The following is a 12,159-nucleotide window of genomic DNA, read 5'->3' as shown; positions in this document are numbered from 1 at the left end:
GCGCACCCCCCACAACCGCACCCACACCACCACCCGCGACCCCTACCCCAGCCAATGACCACCGGAAGCCGGGAAGGAGGGACCGGGGAGCCAGGGGGGGAAGGGAAGAGCCCCCCGGAGATCCCGAGGAAGCCGGGACACCAGGAACCGAGCCGAAGGCGAATCCATCGCCCGGGGCGGCCCCACTCCGGGAACGGAGAGAGGCCGCCCTGGACCGGGGCCCCACCACAGGAAACCCGGGACCCGACCGCAAACCCTCCCCACCGCCGGCCGTCGCTGCCCGCCGTAACCCCAGCCCCGCGACCACACGAACCCTCCCCGCCACCCCGGCCCCCCTCACCGTCGCTGCCCGCTTGAACCCCGACCCGGCATCACCCAGGGGATCCGAGCCCGGCCCCGCCCCCCGCTACCGTCGCCGCCTGTCTGAACCCGACCACCCGACCACCCGACCACCAAAGGGATCCGCTCATGGCCTCATCAAATTCCTCCGCCCTCACCACCGACCCCACCCGCCAACCCCTTGCCCTCGCCCGCCAACCCCACGCCCCCACCCCCCAAGTGCAGAAGGAGTCCCAGGTCAGAAAGGACGGGCGCAGGGTCAAGAGGTGGCCCCTGGGCGGGAATGTCCGGCGGGATCGTGGCGTTGTCGGTGTCCGGTCGTAGAGTGAGAAGGCCGACTGGGGACGCAGGTTCCATGGCATACCAGGTGCAAGCTACGGGGGTTGACGCGACGTGCGGCCGGTGACGGAAATCCAGCGCAAGATGGCGCCGTTCGAGGTGGTCTCGGAGATGTCGCCTGCGGGGGACCAGCCGGGGGCGATCGCCGAGCTGAGCCGGCGGATCCAGGCGGGAGACCGCGACACCGTGCTGCTGGGTGCCACCGGCACCGGCAAGACCGCGACCGTGGCGTGGATGGTCGAGCAGGTACAGCGGCCCACCCTCGTGATGCAGCCCAACAAGACGCTGGCGGCGCAGTTCGCCAATGAGCTGCGGGAGATGCTGCCGAACAACGCGGTCGAATACTTCGTCTCCTACTACGACTACTACCAGCCCGAGGCCTACGTCCCGCAGACCGACACCTACATCGAGAAGGACTCCTCGATCAACGACGAGGTCGAGCGGTTGCGGCACTCGGCGACCAACTCGCTGCTCACCCGGCGCGACACCATCGTGGTGGCGTCGGTGTCGTGCATCTACGGCCTGGGCACGCCGCAGGAGTACGTCGACCGCATGGCGGTGCTGCGCACGGGCATGGAGGTCGACCGCGACGACCTGCTGCGCAAGCTGGTCGGGATGCAGTACACGCGCAACGACGTCGCGTTCACGCGGGGGACCTTCCGGGTGCGCGGCGACACCATCGAGATCATCCCGGTCTACGAGGAACTCGCCATCCGCATCGAGATGTTCGGCGACGAGATCGAGCGGCTGATGACCCTGCACCCGCTCACCGGCGAGGTGCTGGGCGAGGACGAGGAGATGTTCATCTTCCCCGCCTCGCACTATGTGGCGGGCCCCGAGCGCATGGAGCGCGCCGTCAACGGGATCGAGGCCGAACTCGGCGAGCGGCTTCCGGAGCTGGAGGCCCAGGGCAAGCTGCTGGAGGCCCAGCGGCTGCGGATGCGCACGACCTACGACCTCGAGATGCTGCGCCAGGTCGGGTCCTGCTCCGGGATCGAGAACTACTCGCGGCACTTCGACGACCGCGAGCCCGGCAGCGCCCCCAACACGCTGCTCGACTACTTCCCCGAGGACTTCCTGCTGGTGGTCGACGAGTCGCACGTGACCGTCCCGCAGATCGGCGGGATGTACGAGGGCGACGCCTCGCGCAAGCGCACGCTGGTCGACCACGGGTTCCGGCTGCCGTCGGCGCTCGACAACCGGCCGCTGAAGTGGGAGGAGTTCTTGGGGCGGATCGGGCAGACCGTGTACTTGTCCGCGACCCCCGGCCCCTATGAGCTGCGGCAGAGCGGCGGCGACGTCGTGGAGCAGGTCATCCGGCCCACCGGCCTGGTCGACCCCAAGGTCGTGGTCAAGCCCACCGACGGCCAGATCGACGACCTCGTGCACGAGATCCGGCTGCGGGCCGAGCGCCGGGAGCGGGTGCTGGTCACCACGCTGACCAAGAAGATGGCCGAGGACCTGACGGACTACTTCGCCGAGCTGGACATCCGCGTGCGGTACCTGCACAGCGAGGTCGACACCCTGCGGCGGGTGGAGCTGCTGCGCGAGCTGCGGGCGGGCGAGTACGACGTCCTCGTGGGCATCAACCTGCTGCGCGAGGGCCTGGACCTCCCCGAGGTGTCGCTGGTTGCGATCCTCGACGCCGACAAGGAGGGCTTCCTGCGGTCCTCGTCGGCGCTCATCCAGACGATCGGCCGCGCCGCGCGCAACGTCGCCGGCGAGGTGCACATGTACGCCGACACCATCACCGACTCGATGCGCAACGCGCTCGACGAAACGGACCGGCGCCGGACCAAGCAGCTGGCCTACAACGAGGAGCACGGCATCGACCCGCAGCCGCTGCGGAAGAAGATCGCCGACATCCTCGACTCGCTGGCGCGAGAGGACGTCGACACCGAGGAGCTGATCGGGTCGGGCTACCGGGTCGCCAAGGCGCCCGTGCCGTCCCTGTCGTCCACGGGGGAGCGGGCCAAGGACATCGCCCAGATGCCGCGGGCCGAGCTGGCCGACCTGATCGACCAGCTGGGCAAGCAGATGCACCAGGCGGCCACGGACCTCCAGTTCGAGCTCGCCGCGCGACTGCGCGACGAGATCAAGGAGCTGAAGCGGGAACTGCGCGGCATGGACGCCGCGGGCGTGAGCTGATCGCCGAAGCCCCGATGCCGGCCCCGATGCATCGCCGATGAGACCCGTGAGCGCCGTGAGCTCCGTGAGACCGCTGAGCGCGTGAGACTGGGCGGGTCCCATCGGCGTGGCCTGATTGCGTGGATCCCCGGTCGAATATAGGTTCGAATCCACGCGAATGAGGGGGCCCGAGGAGGACCACCGTGGCCTATGGATTCCAGGTGACGTTCGATGCACGGGACCCAGAGGCGCTGGGGCGCTTCTGGGCGGAGTTGCTGGGCTACCGGCCCGATCCGCCGCCCGAGGGGTTCGACACCTGGGACGCCGCGCTGGACGCCTTCGGGGTTCCACCGGAGCGGCGTGACAGCGCTTTCGCGGTGAGCGACCCCGATGGTGCGGGACCGCGCCTGTTCTTGCAGAAGGTGCCCGAGCCCAAGACCGAGAAGAACCGGGTGCACCTCGACGTCAACGTCGCGGCCGGCCTGGCGCGCGACGAGCGCCGGGTCCGTGTCGCCGAGCACGTCCAGCGTGCGCTGCGGCTCGGCGCGACCCACGTGCGCGAGGTCGATGAGCCCCTCGGCTACGCCGTGGTGATGCTCGATCCCGAGGGCAATGAGTTCTGCCTGCAATGACCCTCGATGACCCTCGGTAAGGATGCCCCGAGGGCACAGCACGCTACCGAATCGGCTACGGTTGGTGCGATCCCGGCATTGCTCTGGTGAAATTGCACTGTGTTAAATCACAACAGGAAAGGTGTCCCACGAGCCGGGCAAACCGTGGCGTAAGCGGTACGCTCCATGTGTTCGAGACGCCACGGCACGTGACCCCCGCCGACTCTGGCCGAGCCGCGCCACCGAGTCGCGAGCGGGTGCATTAGCCATCACGCGCGGCCTGGGAGGTTGGATGGGCGGATATGTCGTCCGGGTCCGGCACGACGACCTGCCAGGTGGCCCCGCGGAATTCGAGCTTCTGGTGCGGTCGGCGGCCCACCGGTGGCGCGCCGTCGATCCGCTGCTGCCGACCCCCTCGCACCCCCGCCCCGGCGCCTACCCGCTGCTGACGGTCAGTGATGAGGTCGGCCGCCCGGTCGCCACCGGCACCATGCGCTACTCCTGGTACCAGCCCGGCGAGGTCGGCCGCACCTGGGGCGTCCCCGACCAGCACTGGCTGACCCCCATCGTGGGCGGCCCCGAGCCCGGGCGCGCGCTCGACTCGCTGCTCACCAGCTGGCGCGACCAGCTCGGCGAACTGCCCAGTGGTACCGGTTCGGAGTCGGCGGCGCAGCTCACCTGGCCGGCGCGCGACATCATCGGCGTCCTTCCGCTGCAACGCCACGGCCTGCTCCCGCACAGCGTGCTCGCCGTCCGCCAGCAGCGCCGCGGCGTCCCGCCGTCGCTGCCGCCGCGCGACGTCACCATACGGCTCGCCGACCCCGAGGACCTGCCCCACGTCGTGGCGCTGCTGATGGAGGAGCACCGCTTCGAGGAGCACTTCGGCGGCGTGTTCGTGCAGCCCGAGACCGCCGACCAGACCCGCCGCGTGGTCGCGCGCTCCCTGGCGCGCTCGCCGTCGTGGATCTGGCTCGCCGAGCGCCGCGGGCGCACGGTCGGCCTGATCTGGGTCTCCCCGCCCGAACGGGCCAGGTGGGCGGCGCCGCTCACCAGCGCTGCCCCGGCCGCGCACATCGGCTACGCCGTCGTGACGGCCGACGAGCGCGGCCACGGGATCGGCACCGCCCTGATCAGCAGCGCCCACCAGGCGCTCGACACCCACGGCGTCGCGGCGACCCTGCTCAACTACGCGGTCATGAATCCGCTCTCCGGCCCCTTCTGGCACCGCATGGGCTACCGCCCCTTGTGGACCACCTGGGAGATCCGCCCGGCCCTCGCCCTGCGCTGACCCGCTGACCCGTTACCGGCGGGCTCAGCCTCGCGGGGGCCGCAGTGCCCCCTGCGAGCTCAAGCCGGACCCGGACGTACCGCTGACCGCCGCGGGCTCAGCCCCGCGGGGGCCGCAGTGCCCCCTGCGAGCTCAAGCCGGACCCGGACGTACCGCTGACCGCCGCGGGCTCAGCCCTGCGGGGCCACCGCTGTCTGCTGGAGCGAGCAGATCCACCACTCGCCGTCGCGTTCGGCCATGGTCCAGGTGCCCAGGGTCGTCCGCTCGCCGTCGGGTGTCGTCAGCAGCTGGGAGGTGTGCACCACGGCGGTCCCGGGGCCGGGGAACGCGCTGGCCAGGACGGTGAGGCGGGTATGGACGCCGGGCGGCCGGCTGCCGAGCCGCGCGGCGTGGTAGGCGTGGATCTCCGCCCACCCCTCGAAGCGCCGCCCGGCCGCGTTGACCACCACCACGTCGGCGGTGAACCGACGGTCGAACAGGTCGGCGTCGCCCCGGTTGAAGGCGTCCTCGCGTTCGGCGATGACCTCGGCGACGCGGGCCGCGTCCTTGGCCGGGTCGCCGCCGGGCCACTGGGTGACGGGTCTGGGGTCGGTCACGGCTGCTCCCTTGCTCCCTGGGTGCGTGCGGCGCGAGGGTAGCCCGGTGCGGGCAAAGCGGGATCAAGGGAGACCGGGCCGATGTGGGCAAAACGGCACCCATGCGGAGATCTCTGGTCTTCCGGCCGTGCGCGGGTTACGGTCGCAGTCGGCGACGCGAAGGGGCGGTCCACGTGAGCAGAGTGACCATCCGGATCGGGGCGGTGCTGGGGGCGGCCGTCCTTGTGGGGACGGGGGCAGTGCCGGCGGCGGCGCAGGCCGATCGCGATCCGGTGGCGGTGGGCCGGGGCGGCGCGGTGGCCACGGTGGACCCTGCGGCGACCGAGGCGGGGCTGGAGGTCCTGCGGCGTGGCGGAAACGCGGTGGACGCGGCTGTGGCCGCGGCGGCGGCCCTGGGCGTCACCGAGCCCTACTCCGGCGGGTTCGGGGGCGGCGGCTACTTCCTCTACTACAGCCCCGCCGACGATCGCGTGTACACCCTGGACGGCCGTGAGACGGCCCCCGCGGCGATGCAGGAGGACGCCTTCCTGGAAGACGGCGAGCCGATCCCCTTCGCCGAGGCCGTCACCTCCGGGCTGTCGGTGGGGGCGCCCGGGGCGCCGGCCACGTGGGAGCGTGCCATTGAGGAGTGGGGGCGGACCCCGCTGAACCGGGTGATGCGCCCGGCGATCGAACTGGCCGAGGACGGGTTCACCGTCGACGAGACGTTCCGCAGCCAGACCGAGCAGAACGCCGACCGGTTCGCCGACTTCCCCGACACCGCCGACCTGTTCCTGCCCGGCGGCGCCCCGCCCGAGCCGGGCACGGTCTTCCGCAACCCCGACCTCGCCGACACCTACCGCGCCTTCGCGGCGGAGGGTGCGGACGTGCTCGCCGGGGAGATCGGCGCCGACATCGCCGCCACGGCCGCCGAGCCGCCGGTGGCCCCCGGCACCGACCGCGTCGTCCGGCCCGGCCTGCTGACGGCCGACGACGTCGCGGGCTACACGGTGGAGGAGCGCGACCCCGCGCACTCGGACTTCCGGGGCCTGGACGTGTACGGCATGGCGCCGTCGTCGTCGGGCGGGTCCACGGTGGGGGAGGCGCTGAACATCATCGAGCGCTATGACCCCGAGGAGCTCGGCGACACCGGGACGCGGCACGTGATGCTGGAGGCCGCCCGGCTCGCCTTCGCCGACCGCAACGCCTACGTCGGCGACCCCGCGTATGCGGACGTCCCGCTGGACACCCTGCTCTCGGACGACTTCGCGGCCCAGCGCGCCTGCCACATCGACCTGGACAAGGCCGGCGAGTCGCCGGCGGCGCCCGGTGACGTGGCGGGCGGCGACGGCTGCGCGGCCGCGGGGCCGCCGGCCGGGGCCGGGCAGGAGGGGCCCTCGACCACCCATCTGGTGACCGCGGACCGGTGGGGCGGCGTGGTGTCCTACACGATGTCCATCGAGCAGACGGGCGGCAGCGGCATCACCGTCCCGGGGCGCGGGTTCCTGCTCAACAACGAGCTGACCGACTTCGAGTTCGAGGTCGCGGAGTCCGGCGCCGGAGCGGCCAACCTGCCGGCGCCGAACAAGCGCCCCCGGTCCAGCATGGCGCCGACCATCGTCCTGCGCGACGGCGAGCCCTACCTCGCGGTGGGCTCTCCCGGTGGGGCGACCATCATCACCACGGTGCTGCAACTGCTGGTCGACCGGGTGGACCGCGGGCTCACGCTGCCCGAGGCCATGGCCGAGCCGCGGGTCTCCCAGCGCAACGGTGCCGCGACCGATGCCGAGCCGGCCTTCCTGGGCACCCCGGCCGAGGCGGAGCTGACGGAGATGGGGCACGCGTTCGCCGAGGTCCCCGAGATCGGCGCCGCGGTGGGCCTGGAGGTGCTGGACCGCGGCCGGATCCAGGCGGTCGCCGAGCCCGACCGGCGCGGCGGCGGGCACGCGGCGGTGCTGCATCCGGGTCGCCGGTAGGGCCGCCCGGCCGGTGCGGCGGCGGGCGCCATGCGCTCTGCCCGCGCATGTCCCCTCTCGTTAGGCTGGCGGAATGGACGGACACGTGGAGATCGTCGAAGTCGGGCCCCGCGACGGCCTCCAGAACGAGGACACGCCGCTGCCGGTCGACCGGAAGCTGGAGCTGATCGCGCGCGCGGTGGCGGCCGGGGTGCGGCGGGTCGAGGCGGTCAGCTTCGTCGATCCGCGCCGGGTGCCGCAAATGGCCGGCGCCGAGGAGGTCATGGCGGGCGTCCCCCGAGGCGGCGGCGTCTCCTACATCGGGCTGGTGCTCAACCGGCGAGGGCTGGACCGGGCCCTGGCGGCCGGGGTGGACGAGGTCAACGTCGCCATCCCGGCCACCGACGGGTTCTGCCGGCGCAACCAGGGCTGCACGGTCGAGGAGATGCTGGCGGCCTTCGAGGACATCGCGCGGGCGGCCGCCGCCGCGGGGATGCCGGTGAGCGCCACCGTCTCCACCGCGTTCGGCTGCCCGTTCGACGGCGAGACCCCGCCCGAGCGGGTGGCCGCCATCGCGCAGCGGGCGGCCGAGGCGGGCGCGGTCGAGATCGCCATCGCCGACACCATCGGCGTGGGCGTGCCCCGCCAGGTGGCCGACCTGGTGGAGCGGGTGCGCAAGGTGGCGCGCGGGGCGCCTCTGCGCTGCCACTTCCACAACACCCGCAATACCGGCTACGCCAACGCCCTGGCCGCCTACGAGCACGGGGTGACGGTGCTGGACGCCAGCGTCGGCGGGTTCGGCGGCTGCCCGTTCGCGCCCGGGGCGACCGGCAACATCGCCACCGAGGACCTCGTGTACCTGCTGGAGCGCAGCGGGGTGTCCACGGGGCTGGACGGTGCGGGGCTGGCGCGCACAGGGGAGTGGCTGGGCACCCTGCTCGGCAAGGAGCCCCCCGCTCTGCTGGGCCGCGCGGGGTTCGCGTGGAGCGGCGCAGGGGGCTGACCGCGGGACGGGGAGCCGGGGACCGCTCCCGGCCTCGTCCGCCTGGGCACGCCGTGCGGTGCTCCCGCGACAGAGGCGGGGTCTGGACCCGGGGACCGCTCCCGCGCTCGTCCGCCTGGGCACGCCGTGCGATCCTGGACGTGCCGGGGCGGAGACCAGCGTGGGTGTCCGGCCCTGTTATCCTGGTGGCCCGTGGAGTCCGAGGGTGTTGCAGGGCCCGGAGCCCGGCCCGATCCGGACACCGCACGGCCGTCCTCGCAAAGGGCGAACCGTCGCCATTCGACCACGGGAGCACCACTTTGGCATCCGCCGCGAGCACCAAACACCTTTTCGTCACCGGCGGAGTCGCCTCCAGTCTCGGGAAGGGCCTGACCGCCTCCAGCCTCGGACGGCTGCTGAAGTCGCGCGGGCTTCGGGTCACCATGCAGAAGCTCGACCCCTACCTCAACGTCGACCCCGGAACGATGAACCCGTTCCAGCACGGTGAGGTGTTCGTCACCGACGACGGCGCCGAGACCGACCTCGACATCGGCCACTACGAGCGCTTCCTCGACACCGAGCTGTCGGCGTCGGCCAACGTCACCACCGGCCAGGTCTACTCCAGCGTCATCGCCAAGGAGCGCCAGGGCGCCTACCTCGGCGACACCGTGCAGGTCATCCCGCACATCACCAACGAGATCAAGTCGCGGATCTTCGCCATGGAGGCCGCCGACGTCGACATCGTCATCACCGAGATCGGCGGCACCGTCGGCGACATCGAGTCGCAGCCGTTCCTCGAGGCGGTCCGCCAGATACGGCACGAGATCGGCCGCGAGAACTGTTTCTTCCTGCACGTTTCGCTGCTGCCCTTCCTCGGCCCCTCGGGCGAGCTGAAGACCAAGCCCACCCAGCACTCCGTGGCCGCGCTGCGCAGCATCGGCATCCAGCCCGACGCGATCGTCTGCCGTTCGGACCGGCCCATCCCGCAGAGCCTGAAGAGCAAGATCAGCCTGATGTGCGACGTCGACGAGGGCGGTGTCGTCTCGACCCCCGACGCCCCCTCGATCTACGACATCCCCAAGGTGCTGCACCGCGAGGGCCTGGACGCCTATGTCGTGCGCCGGCTCGGGCTCGCGTTCCGCGACGTCGACTGGACCGAGTGGGACGACCTGCTGCGCCGGGTGCACCAGCCCGACCACGAGGTCACGATCGCCCTGGTCGGCAAGTACATCGACCTGCCCGACGCCTACCTGTCGGTCACCGAGGCGCTGCGCGCGGGCGGCTTCGCCGACAGCACCCGGGTCAACATCCGCTGGGTGGCCAGCGACGGCTGCGCCACCGACGAGGGCGCCCAGCGCGAGCTGGGCGGCGTCGACGGTGTGCTGATCCCCGGCGGGTTCGGGGTGCGCGGCATCGAGGGCAAGCTCGGCGCCATCCGCTACGCGCGCGAGAACCGGATCCCGCTGCTGGGCATCTGCCTGGGCCTCCAGTGCATGGTCATCGAGTACGCCCGCAATGTGGTCGGCCTGCCGGGTGCCAACAGCGCCGAGTTCGACGACAAGGCCAAGGACCAGGTCATCGCGACCATGGCCGACCAGACCGAGGTCATCGCCGGCGAGCGCGACATGGGCGGCACCATGCGGCTGGGCCTGTACGCCGCCGAGCTGGCCGAGGGTTCGCTCGCGCGCGAGGTGTACGGCGAGTCCGAGGTCTCCGAGCGCCACCGGCACCGGTTCGAGGTGAACAACGCCTACCGCGGGCAGCTGGAGGACGGCGGGATGGTGTTCTCCGGCCTCTCGCCCGACGGCCGGCTCGTCGAGTACGTGGAGCTGCCCCGCGAGCAGCACCCGTTCTTCATCGCCACCCAGGCCCACCCCGAGCTGCGTTCCCGCCCCACCCGGGCGCACCCGCTGTTCGCCGGGCTCGTCTCGGCCGCTCGGGAGCGCGCCACCGCCGAGGGGCGCGCCTGATGGGCGACGCACGCGTCGCCGACCGCCCGGAGTCCTGGGAGGTCGTCAAGAGCGCCGAGCCGTACACCGGCGCCAAGACCGCCACACGGGTCGACTGGCTGGCCGTGCCCGGCGCGCAGGGCCGCGAGGTCGTGGCGCGCGAGCGCCTGGAGCACCCGGGGGCGGTCGCGGCCCTGGCGCTGGACGACGACGGCCGGGTGCTGCTGCTGTCGCAGTACCGGCACGCGGTCGGCCACCGGCTGTGGGAGCTGCCCGCGGGGCTGCGCGACGAAGCCGGCGAGCCGCCGCTGCGCACCGCGCAGCGCGAGCTGGTGGAGGAGGCGGGGTACCGTGCCGAGCGCTGGCACCGGCTCGTCGACTTCTTCCCGTCGCCGGGGTTCTCCAGCGAGCGGATCTCGGTGTACCTCGCCCGCGGCCTGACCGCTGTGCCCGAAGCCGAGATCGACTTCGTCCGCGTGCACGAGGAGGCCGACATGGAGGCGGCGTGGCTGCCGCTGGACGACGCGGTCGACGCCGTGCTCGGCGACCGGCTGCACAACGGTGCGACCGTCGTCGGGATCCTCGCCGCCGCCACCGCGGCCCGCACCGGGTTCGCCTCACTGGCGCCCGCCGAGGACTGACTCCCGCGCGTCCGGCGCCGCCCGGCACGGCCGGGCGGCGTCCGTGTGCGCCCGCGGACGGCGGTTCTCGCGCCCGTTGTTCGAACACACGTGTCCTACGTTGTACAGATCATGGCTGTAGTTGTATTGATCGGTACCGGCGGATCGCGGTGTCGCAAGGGCGGACAGGACCTCCCCTATGGCATCATCTCCCCGATCTCCCCGGAAATCGGGGGATGCCCGCCCAGGGGGGAAGTCAGGTGAGCGTGACGGCAGCCGAACAGGACGACCCGCGCGGCATGGAGCCCGGCGCCGAGCTGCTGTCCGCGGTGCGCGGCTACCTGGACCACCTCACCGTCGAACGCGGGCTCGCCGACAACACCCTCACCTCCTACCGCCGCGACCTGCGCCGCTACCTGGAATTCCTGGGCGAGCGCGGGCTGTCCTCGCTGGACGGGGTCGGCGAGGCCGACGTCACCGAGTTCCTGCGGCGGCTGCGCGAGGGCGACGACACCCATCCGCCATTGGGCGGCAACTCCGCCGGGCGCGCGGTCTCCGCCGTGCGCGGGCTGCACCGCTTCGCCCAGCGCGAGGGCATCACCGCCCACGACCCGGCGCGCGAGGTGCGCCCGCCCTCGCCGCCGCGCCGCCTGCCCAAGGCGGTGTCCTTGCAGGCCATCGAGTCGCTGCTGGACGCCACCGGCGGCGGCGACCCGCGGGCGCTGCGGGACCGCGCCCTGCTGGAGCTGCTGTACGGCACGGGGGCGCGGATCTCCGAGGCGGTGGGGCTTGACGTCGACGACGTCACCCGGCTGGCCGACGCCGCCGCCTCCGGCGACGACGACCGGGCACGCCCGGACATCAACGTGGTGCGGTTCCGCGGGAAGGGCGGCAAGGAGCGGCTGGTGCCGATCGGGCGGTTCGCCCGCGGCGCCCTCGACGCCTACCTGGTCCGCGCCCGGCCCGAGCTGGCGGCGGCGGGGCGCGGGGTCCCCGCGCTGTTCCTGAACGCGCGCGGCGGCCGCCTCACCCGCCAAGGGGCGTGGGCCGTGCTCCGGGCGGCGGCCGAGCGGGCCGGCCTCACCGACGTCTCGCCGCACACCCTCCGGCACTCCTTCGCCACCCACCTGCTCGACGGGGGCGCCGACGTGCGCGTGGTCCAAGAGCTGCTGGGACACGCGTCGGTGACCACCACGCAGGTCTACACACTGGTCACGGTCGACCGCTTGCGCGAGGTGTACGCGGCCAGCCACCCCCGTGCCGCCCGGACCCCGGTAGGGTGGTCGGCCACCCCGTAGAGTGTCGCGTTGAATCACCCCGTGCCGACGTTCTAGAGTCACGGCACGACGGTTTGTCGCTGTCGACATATTGAGT

Annotated in this window: 9 protein-coding genes; 8 read left to right on the top strand and 1 reads right to left on the bottom strand. The window is 72.5% G+C overall.

Translation table 11 applies throughout. The features are described from left to right. Positions 1-732 precede the first annotated feature (732 nt). From uvrB to ACFOVU_RS11840, 3 genes are all read left to right on the top strand, one after another. Positions 733-2,826: an excinuclease ABC subunit UvrB gene (uvrB, locus tag ACFOVU_RS11850; protein ID WP_378532808.1), complete on the top strand. Its 2,094-nt coding sequence runs from the start codon at positions 733-735 to the stop codon at positions 2,824-2,826. 200 nt (positions 2,827-3,026) lie between these two features. Continuing rightward, entirely contained in the window at positions 3,027-3,437 is a 411-nt protein-coding gene (locus tag ACFOVU_RS11845; protein WP_378532807.1) for a VOC family protein, read from the top strand. Positions 3,438-3,708: 271 nt separating this feature from the next. Then, on the top strand, positions 3,709-4,704 hold the full coding sequence (locus ACFOVU_RS11840) for a GNAT family N-acetyltransferase (protein WP_378532806.1): 996 nt from the start codon (positions 3,709-3,711) through the stop codon (positions 4,702-4,704). Positions 4,705-4,874: 170 nt separating this feature from the next. Here the strand turns inward: ACFOVU_RS11840 and ACFOVU_RS11835 are convergent, their stop codons facing one another. Continuing rightward, positions 4,875-5,300 (bottom strand): YybH family protein, encoded by a 426-nt coding sequence (locus tag ACFOVU_RS11835; RefSeq protein ID WP_378532805.1) that lies wholly within the window; start codon positions 5,298-5,300, stop codon positions 4,875-4,877. Between the two features lie 173 nt (positions 5,301-5,473). On the opposite strand from ACFOVU_RS11835, the gene ggt reads away from it, so the two are divergent. From ggt to ACFOVU_RS11810, 5 genes are all read left to right on the top strand, one after another. Further along, complete coding sequence (gene ggt / locus ACFOVU_RS11830) at positions 5,474-7,255, top strand: gamma-glutamyltransferase (RefSeq protein WP_378532804.1); 1,782 nt, start codon at positions 5,474-5,476, stop codon at positions 7,253-7,255. A 73-nt stretch (positions 7,256-7,328) separates the two neighbouring features. After that, positions 7,329-8,237 (top strand): hydroxymethylglutaryl-CoA lyase, encoded by a 909-nt coding sequence (locus ACFOVU_RS11825; RefSeq protein WP_378532803.1) that lies wholly within the window; start codon positions 7,329-7,331, stop codon positions 8,235-8,237. Between the two features lie 299 nt (positions 8,238-8,536). Next, entirely contained in the window at positions 8,537-10,186 is a 1,650-nt protein-coding gene (locus tag ACFOVU_RS11820) for a CTP synthase (protein ID WP_378532802.1), read from the top strand. Next, entirely contained in the window at positions 10,186-10,806 is a 621-nt protein-coding gene (locus ACFOVU_RS11815; protein ID WP_378532801.1) for an NUDIX domain-containing protein, read from the top strand. The genes ACFOVU_RS11820 and ACFOVU_RS11815 overlap by 1 nt, the downstream gene beginning before the upstream one ends. A 278-nt stretch (positions 10,807-11,084) precedes the next feature. Continuing rightward, the gene (locus ACFOVU_RS11810) at positions 11,085-12,083 is read left to right on the top strand and encodes a site-specific tyrosine recombinase XerD (RefSeq protein WP_378532826.1); all 999 of its coding nucleotides are present in this window, start codon (positions 11,085-11,087) and stop codon (positions 12,081-12,083) included. Positions 12,084-12,159: the final 76 nt, after the last annotated feature.

Source organism: Nocardiopsis sediminis (assembly GCF_042650565.1).
Classification (GTDB): Bacteria; Actinomycetota; Actinomycetes; order Streptosporangiales; family Streptosporangiaceae; genus Nocardiopsis_B; species Nocardiopsis_B sediminis.
This window is presented reverse-complemented; position numbering and strand designations above follow the sequence as displayed.